We start from the raw sequence: 20,648 nt of genomic DNA, 5'->3' as shown, positions 1-20,648 counted from the left end.
CTGCTTTATTATTTGTAACACAAAATCTATACACGAACTCGATTTAAAATAAGCTGCACCATCTCGTTTAGTTCAGCGTCTTTGCAAGGTTGATGGCCCATGAACCAAGCAAATAAGTCGGGATCATCCGCTTCTAATAAACGTTGAAACACTGCTTGTTGCTTTGCTGACAATGAATCAAACGCTTCTTCAACAAATGGCATAAACAATACATCAAGCTCTAACATCCCGCGACGACAAGCCCAACGAATACGTGCTTTACTATGAATTTCAGTCATTTTTTACCTCGTACTTAGTTGTTACTGAGTTTAACAAAATGCCTATGAATAAACAGCTTTAAATAATACTTCATATCTTTGCGTGAAATAATTTCTAATGTATTGATTTATCATTTAGTGCATCTACACCCAAACCACCTAAAGATACAGAATTCAGCATTTCATAGGGGCTTAACATCAAGGCGTTACTTTGCAACAATAGCAGTCCCTTTTAAGAAGTAACAACGATGAAAGTAAGTGTCTATTAACCCCCCAAAGGGTTGGTTTAAAAGCGATTTATTCTGCGTTATTGATATTAACAATAGAACCACTATTACCTGCAATCAATGCCTTGCCTAAATCGCTTTTAATTCCAACTGAAACTCGCATCTTGAGGCGGCCTGAGTATATACCCATCGAAGCATCTACGTTATTATAAGTACCTAAATTTCTCGCAAAGCAGGTTTTTATGTCGACTGTATATGCATGCCCATTATCACACAAGCTGATCAGCATAAGTGGTATAGATAAACTCGCCTATCTCCATGGCCAAATCACCCAAGATATAAATATACTTAAGCAAGATAACTTTCTTTGGGCCGGTCACTGTAATGCAAAAGGCAAACTGTGGAGTGTCGCTAAATTATTTGCATTTAAAGATAGTTACTTTCTTGTTGCCTCTGAACCAGAAATTGAACAATCATTAGGTGAACTTAAGAAATATGCTGTCTTTTCAAAGGTAGATATTGAGTTATCTGCAAACCAATTGGTCGGTTTAATCGCAGAAGATTTAAGCTCAGTAGAGGAGCAATTAGGGCTTGATTTTTCAGAGCAAATCACTGCCTGTGATTTTGCTGGAGGAAAAGCACTTAAGCTAGCAGAAAACCGCTTATTACTTATGCTCAATGATGGCTTTAAATTACCTGAGACGGTTACCCGTTTAGAGGACGATGCACTATGGCAACAGCATTCAATTTTAACTGGCGAGCCGCAGCTAAACAATGAAGCTATAGGTGAATATGTACCACAAATGGTTAACTTACAAGCGATTGGTGGCATTAGCTTTCGTAAAGGCTGCTACACAGGTCAAGAAACTGTCGCTCGCATGAAGTATTTAGGCAAAAATAAACGCGCTATGTTTATCGTATCAGGTAAAAGCGATGGCATATTTGAAGAATTAGATGTAGAAACCCAAATCGGCGAAAACTGGCGTCGAGCTGGAAAAATCATAGCGCAAGCATACAATAAAGAATCAGGTACTTTTTATGGCCTTGTTGTGTTGCCAAACGACAGTGAACCTAGTCAATCACTGCGTGTAAAACATGCTCCACAAGTAGGGCTGAACATTCAAGTCCTGCCTTACTCTCTTGAAGACGAATAAATAGGAATGACTATGATCATTGCAGAAAATAAAGTGGTAAAAATGCATTACTCCGTGACGGATAATGACAATAACTCTATCGATAATTCTTTTGATGGCGAGCCACTCGTGTTTATCATTGGAACTGGTTATTTGATTCCAGGTCTAGAAGATGCGCTGCAAGGCAAGCAGGCAGGCGATACATTAAGCGTAACTGTTGAACCTGAAAATGGTTATGGTGAGCGCCATGATGAATTAATGCAAGCTGTGCCTAAGTCTATGTTTGAAGGCATGGAAATTGAAGTTGGCATGCAGTTCAGAGCAACGACTGATGATGGTGATCAATCAGTTATGATTATTGATATCCAAGAAGATGAAGTGATTGTTGATGGAAATAACCCGCTTGCTGGCGTTACTTTGAAATTTGATGTAGAAGTTCTTGAAGTCCGTGATGCTAGCGCTGATGAGCTTGCTCACGGCCATGTTCATGGTGAAGGCGGCTGTGGCCACGAGCACTAAATAACTTGAGTTTAGGTCGTTACAAAAAAAGCGCCTAAGGCGCTTTTTTTGGGCAGTTTTAAGCAGCCTCAGTTGCTTCTAACGGACAAATCTTACCATCTAATGCAGCAAGTAATCCCGCTTGGTCATTTGTACCTAACCTGTACTGACTACCGTCTTTCATTGTTAACTGCACCGCACTAAACCCTGACACAGTATAAATCCAACCGTCATGAGTTATGCGTAAGCCTATACCATGGCGAAATGAATTTTCCACAGCTTTCGCTTCCACAATATCCTGCAACAATAAAGTATCTCCAAATAGACCAGGACCAAAACCCCAGCTAATAGATGTGTGATCCACTTTAATGGTCAAGCCATGGAATACATAACCAACCAGAATTAATATGCCAGCAAACACCATTAAAGGCATATCTGCGCCAATTAAATACCAAGCAAGTCCAACAAAACTGCCAATCCAAGCAAGGACCGCAAAAATGAATAATGCATACTGCTTATTTTTATACATAAAAATCTCAATAGGAGTTAAAAACTATAAACCAAAGTCGCGCTAAGCTCTGAATCGTATTTGAGTTTATCGTCTTCAGGTTTTGAGTTATAGCGATATAAGTAAGTAAACTTTAAAGACATGTCACCCATAAGCTGACTGATCAATGATGTTTCAGATTTTAAACGTGAATTGAGCCCGGATAAAGACTGCTCAATACTTACATCCTGGTTAAAGCGTGTGCGTTTAGATACCGTGCGTTCCCACTGAAGGGCTAGACGTAAAAGATAACCTGTTTTCGTGGCATCTTCCCCCTCTTCAAGCTCGGTCTCGCTATCTGCAACTGAGCGATATAAGCCCGGCCCAATATCAAAATCGACTTGGTTTTTTTCACCCTCATATAAACGATTACCGTAACCTGTTGCTAATGTGCTTTTAAATGCAAGGCCACTAAACTCATCGTTTTCATAATCGCCATAAATAAAGAATGATGCATCTTTGACACCTACCTTGTAGTTTCCCTGAGCAGATATAAAGATACGATTAGCAGAAACTTCATTCTCACCTGTTGCCTCATTTTCATCACGTTTATAAAGCGTGTCTATTTTAAATTGATTGCGCCAATTTTCGAGGTCTTGATATAAATTGCCTTTAAGTTTAAAGCTGGTCGAATTTGTATTACCACTGCTGACAATAAAACCAAATTCAGTATCACCATAAAGTAATTCACCTTGGTGAATTTTATGTATTTCCTCTTCTGATAGTTGTCCATACTCATGGAAGTCTTCAAATGGATCGACTGCCCAGCTTTTTAAACTGACGAATACGCAGAGTAACAGAATAAAACGATTCACTATTTACCCACTAACATGGTAAGGAAATTAACTATTTGGTGTACTAAATTGATCATCTGATTATTCGCTATCCTTCCATAAAATGTGGCAAAAAGGGGCATCTTTATCGCGACTAATTAAAATTTTGGCAAATAGAATATCTTGGTTCTCAAACTCCAAACCGACTAATACCTGTAAAAAGTGCTCCGGTTCAATCTCAAGCGCAACAAAATCTTGCCATTGCTCATCTGGCTCACCTTCTTCAATAAAGCCAAGCTCTTCACGGTGCATATTAAAATCTTCAATATCTTGTTCGCTTAAGTTATCTGGTGCTAACTCTAAAAAGATATCATATGCTTGATGTGTTACTTCTTCTTCGCTGTATAAACGTGGACCAGTCATTACAGTGGACCCTTCAACATTATCAATTGCCTTATAGTATCAAACCTAAAAAAATTTTTGCCAAAAAAAAGCCAGGTTTCCCTGACTTTTTTAAATAGCGTCTTTTTAAGTTTTAAGTATTAGCAGTGCCTTTGACTTTCTCTCGCATGGTTTGTACCAAACTATAAAACAGCGGGACTAATAATGTACCAAATATCGTGGCAGCTAACATGCCTGCTAAAACAGTAATACCCAACGATACTCGACTACCTGCGCCAGCCCCCGTTGCGAAAACCAGTGGCAATACACCCAATACAAATGAAAATGCCGTCATCAATACAGCTCTAAATCGCATTGTTGCCGCACTTAGCGCAGCCTCAAAAATACTCTTGCCAGCGAGGCGCTCTTCCATCGCAAATTCCACAATTAAAATGGCTGTCTTGGTCGACATACCAATTAAGAGCACTAAGCCAACTTGGGCATAAATATTGTTTTCCATCCCCAGTACATATAACGCAAGCATTGCACCAAACATAGCCAGCGGTATAGCAGCGATAACCGAAAACGGAATAGTCCAACTTTCATACTGTGCCACGAGAAACAAGTAGACAAAAATAACCGCTAAACCAAATAAAATTGGCGCCATATTCCCCGCTTCAATCTCTTGCTTTGACTGTCCTGCCCATTCAAATATATAACCATTTGGTAATTGCGCTGCAAGCTCTTCCATAGCCGCAATGGCATCACCACTGGAAAACCCAGTTGCTGCTTGGCCACTAATACTGGCACTTCTGTACAAGTTAAAATGGTTCAATGTGGTAGGACCAAGGATAGGCTCTAATTTAGCCAACGTAGTCAGCGGAACCATATCACCTTGATCGTTGCGGACGAAGTAATGCTGTAGATCACTGGGGTTTTTCCTAAACTCACTTTCAGCCTGCATGATTACTTTGTAAGTTCGGCTAAACTGATTAAAATCATTAATATACAGTGACCCTAATTGAGCCTGTAAGGTAATAAATATATCACTCAGTGCAACGCCCTGTGCCTTCGCTTTATTTCTATCAACCTCTAAGAAGTATTGTGGCACATTTGCACGGAACGTACTGTATACATTTGATAAGCTAGGGTGTTGATTAGCCTCATAAATTAGACCATTAAGCACTTGTGCTAATTCGTTAGGGTCACGTCCTTCACTATCTTGTAGACGGAATTCAAAACCTGAACTATTGCCAAGCCCTGGAATTGGTGGCGGGTTAAATACCATTATTTGGGCATCTGGCATCGCCCATAATTGCCCCATCAAACGGCCAATCGTTGCTTTTAAACCAAGTTCTGGTGTCGTTCTCTCCTCCCAGTCTTTTAAAATTACAATACCAAGTGCATTGTTCGAGCCAGCTCCACCAATTAATGAAAAGCCTGATACCGCAATAAAATCGGTTGCAGTGGGTTCATTTTTAATTACTTCGCCAATCTTCTTCATCACCTCTTCTGTACGCCCTGAAGCAGCGGCATCTGGTAATTGAACATCAACAAATACAAAGCCCTGATCTTCTGCTGGTACAAAGCCTGTCGGCACACTTTTAGCGAGCCATGCAGCGGCAACAAATATAACAATAGCAAACAAACTCATACGCCCTACGCGCTTGAGAATAAAGTGAATAACCTTACTGTAAGCGGAAGTTGATTTTGTGATGCTATGCTCAACAGGTGCTAACCACTTTATTGGTTGCATCGCTTTTTCATTAAGCAATAAAGTGCACAATGCTGGACTCAAGGTCAGTGCATTCACAGAAGAAATTATGACCGCAAATGAGATTGTTACAGAAAACTGTTTATATAGCTCACCCGTTATCCCTGGCATAAATCCTACAGGAACAAACACAGCGAGTAGTACTAAGGTAGTGGCAATAATAGGCCCTGTCACTTGCGCCATTGCCTTTGTAACAGCTTCTTTAATTGGCAGCTTTTCTTCCTTTAAAATTCGCTCTACGTTTTCAATAACAATAATTGCATCGTCTACCACAATACCAATCGCTAAAACTAAGCCAAATAAAGTAATTAAATTGATTGAGTAGTCCATCGCCATCATAAATGCAAAAGTACCCACTAATGACACTGGGATAGCAATTGTTGGAATTAATGTCGCGCGCCAATTTTGTAAAAACAAAAACACCACAAGCACAACCAAACCAACGGCTTGAAATAAAGTAACAACAACTTCTTCAATAGAGCGATTGATAAATTCAGTTGTATCATAAGGAATAGAATATTTGACGCCGTCTGGTAACTGCTTAGCAAGTTCAGCCATCGTCGTCTTAACATCTTTAGCTACCTGTGTCGCATTGGCATCTGATAGTTGATAAATAACCAAAAAAGCGGTGTCTTGTTGGTTCAATTTTGCCGTTGTACCGTAACTGGCCGAGCCAAGTTCAATACGGGCAACATCATTTAACCGAACAAAGTTCCCGTTTTGATTTGCTCGTATAATCGTTTGACCAAACTCTTCAGGTGTTTTTAAGCGGCCTTTTGCTTGAATTGAATATTCGAATTGCTGACTGGGCAGTGATGGCGCAGCGCCCAGTTTACCGGCTGCGACGATGGTGTTTTGTTCCTGTAGTGCTGCTTTAATCTCTGTTACTGTTAATCCAAGAGAAGCCATTTTATCGGGTCGCAACCATAAGCGCATAGAGTAAGTTTGCTCACCCATTACTTCTGCTGATGCAACACCATTAATGCGCCCTAGAGGCTCGGTTAAATAATTCGTAGCGTAATTACTTAAGAATATTGCGTCTATATTTTCTTTATCAGAATAAAGGTTAATACCAAGCAACATTGCGCTCGACTTTTTCTTTACAGAAACACCTTGACGTGACACTTCAGTAGGTAATCCTGGTTCGGCTAATGCCACCCTATTTTGAACATTAACTTGAGCAATATCGGTGTCGGTACCCACTTTAAAGTATACAGTAATAACTGCTGTGCCATTATTACTAGCGCTGGACTCAACATACATCATGTCCTCAACACCATTGACTTGCTCTTCAATGGGTCTAATAACCGACTCTTCAACAACTTGCGCGCTAGCGCCTGGATAAACGGCGGTGATCTGTATTTGCGGTGGCGTAATTTCTGGGTACATATTAACTGGCAACAAGCCAACAGAAATCAAACCTGCCAGTGTAATCACAATCGATATCACTAAGGCAAATTTGGGCCGCGCGATAAACGTTTTACTTATCATGAGCGCTCCCTTTAACTCGCTGAGTTTGATTTATTTGAAATAGTACCTGTTGTGTGATCGACTTCTTTCTCAACAGCTTTAACTTCAACGCCTTGGCGCACTTTTTGAAGACCCTCAACAATAACCCTTTCACCTTCTTCAAGGCCAGACTCAACAACCCACATAGCATTAATTCGTCTGCCAAGTGTTACTATACGTGTTGCTACTTTGTTGTCATCACCTACCACTAACACAAACTTACCTTGTTGGTTTTCTTGCACTGCAGCTTGCGGTATAAGTGAATGTGCCTGTTTATCTTTACTTTCAACAATTAGTGTTACGAATAAACCCGGCATAACAATTGCTTTTTCATTCGCAAATGTGGCACGAAGCTCAACCGTCCCTGTACTGCGATCAATCTTTGTGTCAGCAAAATCAAGTTGACCTTTAGATTCAAAATTAGTGTTGTTTGGTAGACGAAGCGCTAAGTCTATTGCTACATTTTTAGGGTTGTCGTTTGTGTTTTGATGCTTTTGACGATAGCTAATATAGTCAGCCTCTTCTACCTGAAAGTTAACATAGATTGGATCCACATCGGTCAGTTCAGCAAGCTCGTTTGAGCCAGGCCCAACAACGTTGCCCACATCATAATTTACCTTACCAATGCGCCCAGCAAACGGCGCTCTAATTTCGGTATAGCTCAGATTAAGTTTTGCTTTTTCCAAGCTTGCTTCAGCTGACTTCACGGCTGCTGTTGCTTGATCGAAGTTGGTGGTGAGTTTGTCTAAGTCTGACTGAGAAATAAAACCTTGGGCTGCAACCTCTTTACCTCGTTTTAAGTCACGTTCAGCGCCATTTGCACCCGCTGTTTTACTTTTTAAATCGGCCTCAATTTGTGCCACACTCGATTGATACTCTGAAGGGTCTATCTTTAATAACAATTGGCCTTTTTCAACATAAGACCCCTCATCAAAATGGCGTTCAATTAACTCACCTTCAACGCGAGCTCGAATTTTAACTTCTTGATGTGCCTCTGTACGAGCAACAAATTCACGATAATTACCCACTTCTTGAGTAATCACGTGAAACACTGACACAGCCGGTGCTGGTGCAGCCTGTTTAGCTGAATTATCATCAGAGCAACCAGCTAGCGACGCAATTAATGTAATGGCTAAGGTGCCTTTAATAGCCAACAGCATATATGTGCTCAACATACTTGGCATTAAGCGTTTAAACATGTTTTTATTCTCCTTGTAGTTTAAAGCTAAACTACGGTTTATGATTATTTTTAATACAGGTAAACGCTTTACACGTTTGTCGGCTAATATTGATGGATAAGATAGCAATTTGTTCAATTAAAAATATACACCACTTTGTTACTTTTTGTAGGTTAGGTTAACAATTTAAGCACTTAATACGCTTTATTTATCAGCAAATATCCTAGACTTTACATCATCCTAATTAACTCGTAAGCTAACCAAACAGGTCAGAGGAGTTGACATGGTTAAATTAGAAATTCAACAGCACGCCGCTTTTGTAACACTTGCTAGAGAGCAAAAACAAAATGCACTTAGTTTCATTATGTTTAAACAGCTCAACGAGATTATTAAAAAAATAAAAAAAAATAAATCAGTTCGCGCTGTCATTATTCAAGGTGAAGGGGAGCATTTTTGCGCAGGTCTTGATATCAGCTCTGTGATGAAAAATCCAATGAATATCCTCCAATTGCTATTTAAATGGTTACCTGGAAATTGTAATTTAGCGCAAAAGGTTGTGTTAGGTTGGCAATCGTTGAGCGTACCCGTTTTTGCTATTATTCAAGGTAACTGCTTTGGTGGCGGCTTACAAATAGCCTTAGGCGCTGATTATCGACTTGTTCATAGCAATGCTAAATTAGCCGTTATGGAAGCACGCTGGGGGCTTTGTCCTGATATGGGTGCAAATGTTATTTTGCCAAGTTTGTTACAGCGTGACCAGGCGCTTTGGTTAGCCAGCCACGCCAACCCAATTGATGCAGAAAAAGCACATCAACTTGGTTTAGTCACTAAAGTTTGTGATGACCCTTTGCAAGAGTGCCTAAATATGATCACTACTTTATCAAGCCGTTCTCCCGATACGCTGGCAGCGATAAAACGAGTTACTCAGCAAAGCTATGCAACTCCCCGACGACATATACTCGCCAAAGAAACATTTAGCCAGATTAGACTGTTGGTCAATAAAAATACCAAACGTGCAATCGCCAAAGCAAAAGGTGACGATAACATTGAGTATCAAAACAGCAAACGTTGGTAACACTTTCACTATGCTTAGCTATAAAGTCGCATAGTGAAAAAATTCAAAACATGATTAAGTTTTATTTCCTTAAGTAAAACCAATATTTTAGAGCATTGATATGTCTGCCTTTACTCTTTCACTAAAAGCAAGTGCCCAGCTTTTGCTCAGTATAGCAATCATTCTAGGCTGCCTCGCAGTTGCAAAAGTAATCATGCAATTCACTCAAGGCAGCTTTCCAGCACCTTTGCTCGGTATGCTTTTATTATTAGGGCTTTTGCTCACTGGTTTAATTAAAGAACACCATGTTACTCCTAGCGCATCTTCCTTGTTGAATTATATGCCTTTATTTTTTATTCCCGCAGGTGTTGGCTTTATTGAACATTTAAACTTAATTTCATTACACTGGCAGTTTATCGTTGCCTGCCTAATTTTAGTTCCTTTAACTAGCCTGCTATTAATTAGCCATCTAATAGCCGTCTTCAAAGGGCGAGCGCAGCATGATTAGTTTGTGGTGGTTGTGTATACCCGCTGTGGTTACAGGGTTTATGTTACTTAAACATTTAAATAAACTGAGCCAGTCTACAACCTTTATTGCGCTAACCAACCCTGTATTTTTAGCAATTGTTTTTTCAGCCTTAATACTGATCTTATTTAATATACCTTATGAAACTTTTAGTTATCACACCCAGTTTTTGAGCTGGTTGTTAGAACCCGCCATTGTCGCCCTCGCACTCCCGTTATATAAGCAATTTTTACATGTTCGAAAAAGTGCTTTGCTTATTCTCATCAGTAGTGTTGTTGGCATTGTTAACGCAACCGTTGTCGGTTTTCTATTAAGTATCGTATTTGCTGTCCCTAAGGAACTGGCACACTCTGTTGCCGCTTTGTCAGTAACAACACCTATCACTTTAGTGGTTACGGACTCCCTTGGAGGAATTGCTTCTTTAGCTGCTGCAATGGTTATTTTTATTGGTTTGCTAGGCGCGCTTTTTGGATTTATTATTTTGCAATGGAGTGGCGTGTTAAATCATCAAGCCCAAGGCGTTGCAATCGGAACTGCGTGCCATGCAATTGGAACAGCTGCTGCACTGAATAAACACCCGCAAATTGGTGCTTTTTCGTCTGTTGCTATGGCATTAAGTGCACTACTGACGGCAATTATAGTACCTTGGCTTTATCCTTATCTCAGCCAACTTCTGCTATGATAACTTCCCTCACTTAATTGAATTTTATTTACTTATAGGCTTTTCATGATCAGTACAGAAATAGAGCAAGTTGAAAAATACTACACAATGATCAGTGAGTATTTGGTCAAATACAGCATGCAGTTAGTGGGTGCGGTACTCATACTCATTTTTGGATTATGGATAGCGCAAAAACTGTCTAAAGTAGTTGCGGGCATTATGACTCGTAACAATATTGATATTACCTTAACTAACTTTGTCAGTAATGTGGTTAAAGTATTATTGATAATTATGTTTATCATTATAGCGCTTGGCAAAATAGGTATTAGTGTTACCCCTTTTGTTGCGGCAATTGGTGCTGCATCGCTCGGTGCAGGTTTAGCACTGCAAGGCATGCTGTCAAATTATGGGGCTGGTCTTGCAATTATTGCTACAAGACCTTTTATCGTTGGCGACACAATCGAAGTCAAAAATGTTAGTGGGCAAGTTAAAACCATTGAGCTGGGCCATACTGTGCTTATTAATGAAGAAAAAGTAGAGATCACTATTCCTAATAAACATATTGTCGGTGAAATTCTTCATAACTCATTTAACTATTCACTTGTAAAAGGCGAAATTGACATTGCCTATGATGCCAGTGCAGACCAAGCAATTAGCCTAATAGAAAACGTGCTAGACCAACATGATTTAGTGGCTGATAACCCACATTCACAGGTTGGCATAGAAGCCTTTGCCGAAAGTGGCGTTACTATCAGTTACCGTTATTGGGTTCCAACGACCAAAATTATTGAAACAAAACTTGCTGTTAACGGCGGTGTTTATAGTGCTATTCAAGGCGCTGATATTGAAATACCCTTTCCGCAACGAGTGGTTACGCTTAATAAAGAATAGCAAAACACTAGTCTGTTGATTTTTTAGGTTAAATCTTAGAAGTCTGTTTGGTATTTAGGCAAGGCAGCGCCTATGTGGTGTGGTTATTCCCCATAAATAGGCGATAACGCAGCATCAATACCAAACAGGCGCTGCCCTTCGGGTTCTATCTAAGGCGATATACGCTTTGTTGCCTAAATGGTGCTAAGGGGCGTGAGCAGGACGCGGAAGCTTTGCTCGGTTTTGACTTAACCCACTTGGTTACAAACCTTGCGCCGCGATTAATTCGCCCCTCTTTGAACAAATTTTAATCCGCAAAGGTCAACAGACCCTAGGTCAGTTGTTCTCTCAAGGTTAAATTTGCAGCAGTCTGTTTGGTATTTAGGCAAGGCAGCGTCTATGTGGTGTGGTTATTCCCTATAAATAGGCGATAACGCAGCATCAATACCAAACAGGCGCTGCCCTTCGGGTTCTATCTAGGGCGATATACGCTTTGTTGCCTAAATGGTGCTAAGGGGCGTGAGCAGGACACGGAAGCTTTGCTCGGTTTTGACTTAACCCACTTGGTTACAAACCTTGCGCCGCGATTAATTCGCCCCTCCTTTGAACAAATTTCAATCCGCAAAGGTCAACAGACCCTAACTTCCCCCCTGTAAGAAGAACATTTAGCAAAGCTAATTGAGTTCCTCTAAGCTTTAGTAGTACAATCGCAAAAAGAATTGATAATACTTACTATTTACAATACAGAGGTTAACATGGCAAAGGTAAGCCAACGGTTTTGGTTTCAGTTGCATGGTTGGTGCTCGCTACCAATCTGGGTTTTATTTTGTTTTATTTGTGTCACTGGAACCGTATCGGTAATTAGCCACGAGTTAACATGGTTGACAAACTCTGCTGCAAGAGCCACAAACCCAGATAATTTACCAGAAAAATCAAAAGACACACTGATTGCAAGCTTAAAAAGTCAGCATCCTAGCGCCGATGTCATGAGCATTCTTAGCTATGAACCTTACCTGGTTAACGCGATAATTTTTACCGACACAGACAAACCTTACGCTGTTGCTTATGTAAACCAATATACTGGTGAAGTGCAGGCTATCAATCAAACAATTTCCTTCGTTGAGTTTATGCGGACGTTACATGGCTGGTTATTTTTCCCTTGGCAAGAAGGCTATAGTGTTGGTTATTACCTAGTCAGTGCTATGGCAATCGTTATTCTAGGGGCATTAATCACCGGCTTAATTATTTACAAAAGCTTTTGGCGCGCCTTTGTCCAACCTAAAATTCGCTTCAACCAAGGTCGTAAAACTCTACTAAAAGATTTGCACACGGTCAGTGGTGTGTGGTCAATTTGGTTTATGGCCATCATGAGTTTAACTGGGCTTTGGTACTTGGCTCAATCAATTATGTGGCATAACGAAATTGATATTGAAGAGCATGCGCCTTTAGTAAGCGAAGTTCAATTACCCAACTCTAAAAACACTCAACCTATTAGTTTAGATAGTGCTGTTGCCTTGACTAAAAATAAATTTGGCGATTTTACTCCTACTTATATCATGCTGCCTGAACACAATCGCGGTATGTACAACATCATGGGTGCGGGTGATACAATTTTTTACGATGGTTACTCATATTCGACCTCTGTGAATCCATGGTCAGGTGAAATAGCCACGAGCAAAAGCCCTGAAACAATGACCACCTTACAAACATTATCTCACATTGCAGACCCTCTGCATTACGGCACATTTGGCGGTATCTGGACCAAGGTAATTTGGTTTATTTTTGGTGTTATTCTAAGTGGCATGTCAATTACAGGCTTTATGATGTACTCAAAAAAACTAGTTAAAGCTAAAAAAACAAGCTCAGCAATTATCAGCAATACTGCGGAGGCAAACTAATGGCGCGTTTACAAAGTACTTGGTGGCAACAAAAAAAATACTTACTCAATGCTTTGGTTTTGATTTTACCCTGTATATTTATTTACCAAGCTTTAAACCCAACCTTTCCTGACCTATGGCAAGAACAAACCATTGGTGGGTTTAAAATAGCCCCCATGCCACTTAACATGGAACAGCCATATTCTCACCACAACGAGTATGTTAAAGATTTTTATCTAGCGTTTAACCAAGGTGAAATTAATAATATCCGTCAGGCATACTTGAATATAGGCCCTGCACCACTCCCATTGAGTGAGTTTGCTAAAAGTGACGAAGGTATAATGCATGGCACGGATCACGGCCAGCACGCTCATGCAATTGCACCTGTCACTATTGGTCAAAATGACAAGCTTTGGGTCACTATTCAAACGTGGCAAAATGAATTACTCCAGCAAAGTTGGGACATTCCGCAACAACTCATTGGTGATAAATAATTGGCAATAGGTGTTGTTCACTTTATAGTGAATAACACCTATTTGATTATTAGAGGTTCGCTTGCCTTTTACTTCACACCAAGTCATTAAGTACATACTACTAAGTAGTTTAGTTTTACTAGCTTGGTTACCTCATTTCCAGAGCTTTATTCTGGACTTCATTGATCAAGCATTATTACAGTCAGGTATTCTGTATGCCTCATCGCGCTCTGTAAATGCCATTATCTCGCTATTACAATCCGCTGAAGTAGGCATAGGCATTGCTAGTATTCAACCAGCACAATTGCTCGACCCTGTTAATGATTTAGCTGAATACATGTCAGATGCGATGCGCTTAGCACTAGGCTCTTTATTTATACAGCGTATTTTATTTAGCATTGCCTCGGGAGAACTTTTTAGTGCTCTATTTACCTTAAGCGTTGCGTGCTATGTTATGTGTGATTACTTTGGTTACTTAAAAAAACTAAGTACGAACGTGTTAACAAGCTTCATATTAATGCGTTTTTTAATTCCACTGGTGGTAATTACAACAGGGTTTGCAAGCCAAGTATTTTTAGATGATGACATTGATGCGCAAAGTAAAGCAGTAAGTCAAACGGTCGACAAACTAACAGATCAGGCAAATGCCACCTCAGCATTATCTGCAAATATGCGTTCGCAAATTACTAGCCAAAAACAAACAACATTAGATGAGTTAACACTGCTCAGCACTGAACAACGCCAATTAAACAAAACTGTTAAAGATAACCAACAACAATTAAAACAACTTACGGCTGATATTGATGCAATTCAAGCTAATCGTAGCCTGACACAAAAGTTGACAATGACACAACTAGAGCAGGCTAAGCCACTTATTAAGCAACAACAAGATTTAAAACAACAACAAGCCAAACTGAATAATCAGCTTGCGGCATTACACACTAAAACAGAGCAATTAAAACAACAGGTTCAGCGCTACAATGACCAATTAACAGGCAATACAGGAAATATGGTGAGTAAAGTAGCTGATGCGGTGACATCGGGGATTACTGAAATGGTTGCGTCTGTGGAGGCGCTCTTTGTAGACTTCATTAATCTTTTATCTTTGTTAGTTGTGAAACTCATTTTAATGCCACTGCTTTTTTTATACATGTTTAACAAAGCTATTAAAGCTATTTGGCAGCGCTCAATTCAATCTAGTTTTACACTAATGAGCGAGCAACTACCAAATAAACACTAGACTTATAGAGTACTTAACCACCATGCGATCAAAACCAACCCAGTGACAAAAATGAGAGCTTTCGTCTTGTGTTTTTTAATCACCTTTTCTGCTTGGTCGCCGGCATAATAAACCACCAGCGCGAGAGCAAAGTACCGAATTGAGCGAGCGATAGTTGTCGCCAGCAAAAACAGCATCAGCGAGTACTTAGTCGCTCCAGCTGCTAACATGGCTATTTGAAATGGAATTGGCACAATCCCTAAGGTCAGCACAAACCAAAAGCCTTGTTCCTGCATTTTTTGTTTAACATTTTCGAACTGTTCTGGACTTGAAAATGTATTAATAACCCAATCACCAATGAAATCAAATAAGTAATAGCCCAGCGCGTAACCCACCAAAGCGCCAGCGATACAGCCAATTGTTGCCATCAAAGCAATTACCCACAACTTATCTCGACGAGCTTGCATCAGTGGCACCATGACCGCCTCAAGTGGAATCGGCACAATGGTCGATTCTAGGAATGACGCAACCGTGATCCCGCTGAGCATATGTTTAGAGTCAATAAACTTACGTGTTTGCTTTTTTAAACTCTTCCCAATAGACATACATTTCCTTGTTAAATCGTATTTAAGTAATAACTTAAGGTTTTCTCCAACGAGCCTTAAAACCCCGCGTGTCAATGTGAATAAATGCACCACGATGAGACTTCGGGCCATATACACCAAGACCACCCATTAACCCTTTAAATGAATCTCGCTTACTAAGTGACTCAACAACATCCGCCATTACATCAGCATCCGCAATGGTGAATTTACCATCGTTATTCAAATCATCCATGCGGTAGTTACCATTATTATCAATAAAAACGTCAGCTGCATCACCAAATACATGACGGCTAAATTTAACATTGCCAATTGATTTGTTGTAATAAGGTGTGCGATACCCACTCATCACCACCATATTAGAGACCGGGTAACCTTCTAAGGTCATTTCTTTACGAATTTTTTCTAATTTAAGTAATAGCTGACCCTTTAAGTAAACATATTTAGGAAACTTACTGCGTTGTTTGCTGATAAATTCTTTCAATTTAAAATGAGGAGACACTTGCATATTCTTATTTTTTTCGGTTACTTCTATATACCCATCAGGCACAATATAGTGCTCTTTACCCTCTAATTCTGCTTCATTGGGATAATGACCTATGTGAAAGTACTTAAGCTTGCCGCCTTCAACTCGCTCGGAAGGGACTTTTACAAATGCGTTAATTTGCATTTTCTCATCACCATTCGCCGATTCAATCATTAGTTTATAGGCACCGGGTTCTTGAGGAGCACGCCACAGCCAGCGATTTTTAGACTTTGCCTTAAACTCTTTATCAATATCTTTTAAAACATAGCCGCTATCTGATTGCGAATAAAGAACCTCAAATTCAATTTTCTCATTAGGTAATACAAACACAGAAAAGATGGAATACGGAACCACTATGTCATCTATTTTCAAGCTAAATTCCGCATCAGGAAGTGCTGCTGTATTTTTTATTACCACGGCCTGATGAGTCACCTTTGATTCTGCAAACGTCTGCGCAGATAATAAAATTGTGGTAATTAACAGTGTAAAAATATATGCAAATTGCATTACGAATACTCCTTCTATTAAGGCGCTGTGTTCATATTATTTAATGAATGATTAGCAGCAATCATTGGTTCAGTCGAATGTAATAAATGAAGATTCTTATCCTGATTATAAATATCAGTTCTAAAATTAACGGTATTATTTTCATCTACCCATGCTGTCCAGTAAACCAAATGGATAGGCACTGGTTTTTGTAAGTGAAATGTACGGGTTTTGTCTGTCGTTCTAACATTCTCAATATTAGGGGTAATTCCATCAAGTTGATGTTGTTTAATGATTGCTTTTGCTAAAGAAAACGGGCGCTCCATACGAATACAACCATGCGAGGCAGCACGCTTTGGTTTTTTAAACCAGTTTTTAGCTTTAGTATCATGGATATAAATAGCATTCACGTTAGGAAATAAATATTTGATTTCACCTAAGGGATTATCTTTTCCTGCACGTTTAACTAAGAAGTGTTCAAAATCATAAGGTTCAATCTCATCCCATACAATTTTGTCTGGATCTATCAGGTTTTTATCTAGGTAACTGTGCTCCCTAATTTCAATATTTTTCTTTTCTAAATAGTCTGGGTCGTTCGCTACTTTAGGAGCAATCTCTCTAGTGGCGATTGACAGTGGAATACGCCATGTGGGATTAACAACAAACTTTTCAATTTCATCGCTGAACGCTGGGGTTTTCCAGCTTGGCTTGCCAACGACCACGCGATTTTTTAAAACCACGTCGCCTTTGTTGATGTAGCGTAATTTAAATTCAGGAATGTTTACTAATACATATTCTTCATCAGTACGCCCGGGAAACTCGGTCATACGTTGAAAATTTAACTTCAACTGCGCATAGCGTATTTTAGCGGGTACATTTAAATGCTTGAGAGTTTTTTTCCCAACTACCCCATCTACCAATAATCCATGGCGTTGTTGAAATCGCTTTACTGCATCTTCAACGCGTATATCAAACACACACGGCGATATATCTTTTATAGGATTGGTAAATATATGAACTTTGCAGGTATCTTCAGTTAAATCTCCGCCAAGTACCAGCCTATTAACCAGCTCGGCTACAAAAGGACCTTCACTTCCTAGCGCTAATACATCATCGAGGTTTAGCTGTTGCCAGCCTCCTCGATTAACAATCTCCTGATGCCAGGCGATTACGTTTTGCATCCTCTCAATTTGCTGTGTTGATTTAGGATCTATATAGATACTTTTTGACACGTCACTGGCTTGTTGATTTGCCATTTTGTTAGGTATTTCATTTGAGATGTTTGCTAATAAAGTAGATGTATAAAACCCAGCTAGACAACTTAACAGTACAGATCCATGTTTAGCTACCTGCTTTAGACCATGCGTTGAATGCTTACGTCCTATTTGTTTAATCGACCTCATTACTTTCACCTCTCAGTTAATTGATATGTCAAGCTCAAAAATTTTCTGTAAGAGCGGTTATTGTTTTAACTAATTGCAATACAGGTGCCAGCACTCAGATAAAAAACAACCTATTGATTATTATTGACTTTTCAGTATCACCACTTAAATTACAATAGCGTCACAACATGCTAAAAATGTAAAGTCGCTACTCTAATGTGTAAAAATGGCTGAGTGTATTCGCATTGAAATCTAAGCATGTAGGCTGACAAATCACGCGGGAGTAATCGTTAAGTATTAAGTTATATAGATATTAAAAAGCCGACTTTTTTTTAAAATGGAATTTACCACCGTACCCAATTTTAATAACAAAAATTAAATATGATCACTTTACATAATTACTGCGTAAAGGTTATTCGATTGTTAATTAAATTGTTAAAAGGATTACAAGATGGATAAGTTCGTTAAGCTCTTACTTATTATTTTAACCCTTACGTTTATACAAGGGTGTAATGATGACGATGATGACAAAGAAAATGGTGTAACCCCCCCAATAGAATCTCAATCAACAATTGTTGATGTTGCAGTGAACGCAGGAAACTTCACTACCCTTGTTGCAGCGTTACAAGCTACTGGCTTGGACGACACTCTTGCAGACACCAGTAAATCATATACAGTATTTGCACCCACTGATGATGCTTTTGCCCTGCTTGGCGAAGACACCATCAATGCATTGCTCGATGATACTGACAAATTGAGCAAAATACTGACTTACCACGTTGTGGAAGGTTCGGTTGACGCTGAAGCTGCCATTGGCTTAGCTGGTACAACGGTTACAACGGTAAACGGTCAAGAAATTGCGTTGTCGTTGAGTGGCGAAACCTTACTTGTTAATACAAGTTCTGTTACCAATACAGATATTGCGGCTGACAATGGCATTATTCACATCGTTGACGCCGTTTTAATGCCAAGCGAAGAAAACCAACCTGCACCGACTAGCAATATCGTTGAAACTGCTCAGCAAGCTGGTAACTTTACAACCTTACTAGCCGCCCTCGAGGCGACAAACCTAACCTCAGTATTGTCTGATACATCTTCTGAGTTCACAGTATTTGCTCCTACAGATGCTGCTTTTGAAGCCATTGGCGAAAAAATGCTAAACACTTTATTGGCAAACCCAGATGTTCTTGCCAGCATCCTAAAGCAGCATGTTCTAGCGGCAAAAGTTGATTCTGTAACAGCCATGTCACTCAACGGCAAGAGCGCTGAAACCGTTCAAGGTAACCAACAAGCAATTGCAATAAACAGTGAGACAGACACCCTGACATTTGGTGGCGCAAACATAACAACAACTAACATCAACACAACAAATGGTTTTATCCACGTAATTGATGCTGTGGTTGTAGGTGACATCGAACTACCACAAAGCTATGGCACATTGGCAGATGTTGCTACGAGTAACGGCAATTTCACAACATTACTTGCAGCACTCAATGCAACAGGCTTAGATACGCTTGTCGCTGATCCAACAAATACTTTTACTGTTTTTGCACCTACCGATGCTGCATTTGCAGCTCTGGGCCAAAACACAATTGATGCGCTCCTTGCGGATACTGATAAACTTAAAAACATTTTACAGTACCACTTAATTGCAGATGCTAAAGTACTTCAAGATGCGGCAGTAAGCGTCGCTACCAGTGAAAGCAATAAAACAACAATGGCGAACGGCGACATGGCTGCTTTATCGTATGTTGATAGTGCGTTGTTTATTAATGATGCCGCAGTCACTACAGCAAATGTTACTGCTGACAATGGTGTAATTCATGTTTTAAACAAAGTTATTATGCCACCAAAAGACATGGGCACACCGACTAAAACTATCGCAACAGTTGCAACCGAAACTGAATCACTTTCAACATTAGTAACTGCGTTGCAAGCAGCCAACTTAGTAGATACTTTTAACGATACATCGAAAATGTTCACTGTATTTGCACCGACTAATGACGCATTCAAGAAAATTCCATCAGAAACATTAAATTCGCTGTTAGCTGATAATGATGCCTTAACTCAAGTGCTAACTCAGCATGTTTTAGGCGCACAAGTAAGCTCAACGGATGCATTCGCTGCAAATGGTATGATGGTTGAGACTCTAGCGGGCAATAACTTATCGGTTAATATAGTTGATTTTACCAGTACAGCTAACACTCAAGCAGACATCATTGCATATGACAGCACAAACAGCCGTCTTGTTACTGGCATGGGCTCAAGTAATTCAGGAGCAACTGTGTATGTATTTAATGCCGACTTAGAGCAGTCAATGAGCGTATGTAACGACACCTGTGCTCAAACATGGCCACCGGTTATTGGCACAGAGCAAAGCATTGCGAATATTCCAGGTCTTTCACTTATTGAACGTCAAGATAGCACCATGCAAGTGGCTTATTTAGGTCGCCCACTTTATACCTATTCAGGTGATGAAGCACCGGGCCAAGCGAATGGCCAAGGTGTGGGTGATAACTGGTGGCAAGTAAGTTTACCTGCGACGTCATTACAAGTGGCTGGTAGCAATGTTGTGGCTACTGATATCTACACCAGCAATGGCGTAGTACACTTAATAGACACCGTAATTACGCAAGCTAAATAAACTAATTTATGGGTAAAATTAAAAAAGGGGCTGGTTAGCCCCTTTTCTTGT

19 protein-coding genes are annotated in these 20,648 nt (G+C 39.8%); 10 read left to right on the top strand and 9 right to left on the bottom strand.

Features of this window, described 5'->3' with window-relative positions:
• Window positions 1-26: 26 nt before the first annotated feature.
• Window positions 27-278, bottom strand: a complete 252-nt coding sequence (locus C7Y70_RS02150; RefSeq protein ID WP_099296594.1) for a succinate dehydrogenase assembly factor 2 — start codon at window positions 276-278, stop codon at window positions 27-29.
• Window positions 279-726: 448 nt separating this feature from the next.
• Here C7Y70_RS02150 and C7Y70_RS02145 point away from each other — a divergent pair, with 448 nt between their 5' ends.
• Window positions 727-1,638, top strand: coding sequence for a transcriptional regulator (locus tag C7Y70_RS02145; protein ID WP_135473211.1), 912 nt, complete (start codon window positions 727-729; stop codon window positions 1,636-1,638).
• 12 nt (window positions 1,639-1,650) lie between these two features.
• The gene (locus C7Y70_RS02140; protein ID WP_099296592.1) at window positions 1,651-2,136 is read left to right on the top strand and encodes a peptidylprolyl isomerase; all 486 of its coding nucleotides are present in this window, start codon (window positions 1,651-1,653) and stop codon (window positions 2,134-2,136) included.
• A gap of 58 nt (window positions 2,137-2,194) precedes the next feature.
• Here the strand turns inward: C7Y70_RS02140 and C7Y70_RS02135 are convergent, their stop codons facing one another.
• From C7Y70_RS02135 to C7Y70_RS02115, 5 genes are all read right to left on the bottom strand, one after another.
• Window positions 2,195-2,644 (bottom strand): hypothetical protein, encoded by a 450-nt coding sequence (locus C7Y70_RS02135; protein WP_099296591.1) that lies wholly within the window; start codon window positions 2,642-2,644, stop codon window positions 2,195-2,197.
• A 17-nt stretch (window positions 2,645-2,661) separates the two neighbouring features.
• Complete coding sequence (locus C7Y70_RS02130; protein WP_099296590.1) at window positions 2,662-3,477, bottom strand: DUF481 domain-containing protein; 816 nt, start codon at window positions 3,475-3,477, stop codon at window positions 2,662-2,664.
• A gap of 60 nt (window positions 3,478-3,537) precedes the next feature.
• A complete protein-coding gene (locus C7Y70_RS02125; protein WP_099296589.1) occupies window positions 3,538-3,858 on the bottom strand; it encodes an HI1450 family dsDNA-mimic protein in 321 nt (106 codons plus the stop codon).
• 112 nt (window positions 3,859-3,970) lie between these two features.
• The gene (locus tag C7Y70_RS02120; protein ID WP_099296588.1) at window positions 3,971-7,081 is read right to left on the bottom strand and encodes a multidrug efflux RND transporter permease subunit; all 3,111 of its coding nucleotides are present in this window, start codon (window positions 7,079-7,081) and stop codon (window positions 3,971-3,973) included.
• Between the two features lie 11 nt (window positions 7,082-7,092).
• Window positions 7,093-8,298 carry an efflux RND transporter periplasmic adaptor subunit gene (locus C7Y70_RS02115; protein ID WP_245321326.1) on the bottom strand — a complete coding sequence of 402 codons (1,206 nt, stop codon included), beginning with the start codon at window positions 8,296-8,298 and terminating at the stop codon, window positions 7,093-7,095.
• Window positions 8,299-8,560: 262 nt separating this feature from the next.
• Between C7Y70_RS02115 and C7Y70_RS02110 the strand changes: the two genes are divergently transcribed.
• From C7Y70_RS02110 to C7Y70_RS02080, 7 genes are all read left to right on the top strand, one after another.
• Window positions 8,561-9,352: a crotonase/enoyl-CoA hydratase family protein gene (locus C7Y70_RS02110; RefSeq protein ID WP_135473210.1), complete on the top strand. Its 792-nt coding sequence runs from the start codon at window positions 8,561-8,563 to the stop codon at window positions 9,350-9,352.
• A gap of 100 nt (window positions 9,353-9,452) precedes the next feature.
• Window positions 9,453-9,839 carry a CidA/LrgA family protein gene (locus tag C7Y70_RS02105; RefSeq protein WP_135473209.1) on the top strand — a complete coding sequence of 129 codons (387 nt, stop codon included), beginning with the start codon at window positions 9,453-9,455 and terminating at the stop codon, window positions 9,837-9,839.
• Window positions 9,832-10,539 carry an LrgB family protein gene (locus C7Y70_RS02100; protein WP_135473208.1) on the top strand — a complete coding sequence of 236 codons (708 nt, stop codon included), beginning with the start codon at window positions 9,832-9,834 and terminating at the stop codon, window positions 10,537-10,539. Before C7Y70_RS02105 ends, C7Y70_RS02100 begins: the two co-directional genes overlap by 8 nt.
• Before the next feature lie 45 nt (window positions 10,540-10,584).
• Window positions 10,585-11,409 (top strand): mechanosensitive ion channel family protein, encoded by an 825-nt coding sequence (locus C7Y70_RS02095; protein WP_135473207.1) that lies wholly within the window; start codon window positions 10,585-10,587, stop codon window positions 11,407-11,409.
• Window positions 11,410-12,143: 734 nt separating this feature from the next.
• On the top strand, window positions 12,144-13,286 hold the full coding sequence (locus C7Y70_RS02090; protein ID WP_135473206.1) for a PepSY-associated TM helix domain-containing protein: 1,143 nt from the start codon (window positions 12,144-12,146) through the stop codon (window positions 13,284-13,286).
• Entirely contained in the window at window positions 13,286-13,759 is a 474-nt protein-coding gene (locus C7Y70_RS02085) for a hypothetical protein (RefSeq protein ID WP_099296582.1), read from the top strand. Before C7Y70_RS02090 ends, C7Y70_RS02085 begins: the two co-directional genes overlap by 1 nt.
• 61 nt (window positions 13,760-13,820) lie before the next feature.
• A complete protein-coding gene (locus C7Y70_RS02080) occupies window positions 13,821-14,978 on the top strand; it encodes a hypothetical protein (RefSeq protein ID WP_135473205.1) in 1,158 nt (385 codons plus the stop codon).
• A gap of 2 nt (window positions 14,979-14,980) precedes the next feature.
• On the opposite strand, the gene C7Y70_RS02075 is transcribed toward C7Y70_RS02080, so the two are convergent.
• The 3 genes from C7Y70_RS02075 to C7Y70_RS02065 are packed head-to-tail and all read right to left on the bottom strand — an operon-like array spanning window position 14,981 to window position 17,974.
• Window positions 14,981-15,562: a VTT domain-containing protein gene (locus tag C7Y70_RS02075; protein WP_135473204.1), complete on the bottom strand. Its 582-nt coding sequence runs from the start codon at window positions 15,560-15,562 to the stop codon at window positions 14,981-14,983.
• Between the two features lie 34 nt (window positions 15,563-15,596).
• Complete coding sequence (locus C7Y70_RS02070; protein WP_135473203.1) at window positions 15,597-16,592, bottom strand: D-Ala-D-Ala carboxypeptidase family metallohydrolase; 996 nt, start codon at window positions 16,590-16,592, stop codon at window positions 15,597-15,599.
• A gap of 17 nt (window positions 16,593-16,609) precedes the next feature.
• On the bottom strand, window positions 16,610-17,974 hold the full coding sequence (locus C7Y70_RS02065; RefSeq protein WP_135473202.1) for a L,D-transpeptidase family protein: 1,365 nt from the start codon (window positions 17,972-17,974) through the stop codon (window positions 16,610-16,612).
• 430 nt (window positions 17,975-18,404) lie between these two features.
• On the opposite strand from C7Y70_RS02065, the gene C7Y70_RS02060 reads away from it, so the two are divergent.
• A complete protein-coding gene (locus C7Y70_RS02060; RefSeq protein WP_135473201.1) occupies window positions 18,405-20,597 on the top strand; it encodes a fasciclin domain-containing protein in 2,193 nt (730 codons plus the stop codon).
• Window positions 20,598-20,648: the final 51 nt, after the last annotated feature.

Origin of the sequence: Pseudoalteromonas sp. KS88, assembly GCF_004766475.1 — a bacterium.
Classification (GTDB): Bacteria; Pseudomonadota; Gammaproteobacteria; order Enterobacterales; family Alteromonadaceae; genus Pseudoalteromonas.
This window is presented reverse-complemented; position numbering and strand designations above follow the sequence as displayed.

Bases quoted from the DNA above. Each gene is read 5' to 3' on its own strand.
- C7Y70_RS02150 (WP_099296594.1), bottom strand. From the start codon at position 278: ATGACTGAAATTCATAGTAAAGCACGTATTCGTTGGGCTTGTCGTCGC.
- C7Y70_RS02145 (WP_135473211.1), top strand. From the start codon at position 727: ATGTCGACTGTATATGCATGCCCATTATCACACAAGCTGATCAGCATA.
- C7Y70_RS02140 (WP_099296592.1), top strand. From the start codon at position 1,651: ATGATCATTGCAGAAAATAAAGTGGTAAAAATGCATTACTCCGTGACG.
- C7Y70_RS02135 (WP_099296591.1), bottom strand. From the start codon at position 2,644: ATGTATAAAAATAAGCAGTATGCATTATTCATTTTTGCGGTCCTTGCT.
- C7Y70_RS02125 (WP_099296589.1), bottom strand. From the start codon at position 3,858: ATGACTGGTCCACGTTTATACAGCGAAGAAGAAGTAACACATCAAGCA.
- C7Y70_RS02120 (WP_099296588.1), bottom strand. From the start codon at position 7,081: ATGATAAGTAAAACGTTTATCGCGCGGCCCAAATTTGCCTTAGTGATA.
- C7Y70_RS02115 (WP_245321326.1), bottom strand. From the start codon at position 8,298: ATGTTTAAACGCTTAATGCCAAGTATGTTGAGCACATATATGCTGTTG.
- C7Y70_RS02110 (WP_135473210.1), top strand. From the start codon at position 8,561: ATGGTTAAATTAGAAATTCAACAGCACGCCGCTTTTGTAACACTTGCT.
- C7Y70_RS02105 (WP_135473209.1), top strand. From the start codon at position 9,453: ATGTCTGCCTTTACTCTTTCACTAAAAGCAAGTGCCCAGCTTTTGCTC.
- C7Y70_RS02100 (WP_135473208.1), top strand. From the start codon at position 9,832: ATGATTAGTTTGTGGTGGTTGTGTATACCCGCTGTGGTTACAGGGTTT.
- C7Y70_RS02095 (WP_135473207.1), top strand. From the start codon at position 10,585: ATGATCAGTACAGAAATAGAGCAAGTTGAAAAATACTACACAATGATC.
- C7Y70_RS02090 (WP_135473206.1), top strand. From the start codon at position 12,144: ATGGCAAAGGTAAGCCAACGGTTTTGGTTTCAGTTGCATGGTTGGTGC.
- C7Y70_RS02085 (WP_099296582.1), top strand. From the start codon at position 13,286: ATGGCGCGTTTACAAAGTACTTGGTGGCAACAAAAAAAATACTTACTC.
- C7Y70_RS02075 (WP_135473204.1), bottom strand. From the start codon at position 15,562: ATGTCTATTGGGAAGAGTTTAAAAAAGCAAACACGTAAGTTTATTGAC.
- C7Y70_RS02070 (WP_135473203.1), bottom strand. From the start codon at position 16,592: ATGCAATTTGCATATATTTTTACACTGTTAATTACCACAATTTTATTA.
- C7Y70_RS02065 (WP_135473202.1), bottom strand. From the start codon at position 17,974: ATGAGGTCGATTAAACAAATAGGACGTAAGCATTCAACGCATGGTCTA.
- C7Y70_RS02060 (WP_135473201.1), top strand. From the start codon at position 18,405: ATGGATAAGTTCGTTAAGCTCTTACTTATTATTTTAACCCTTACGTTT.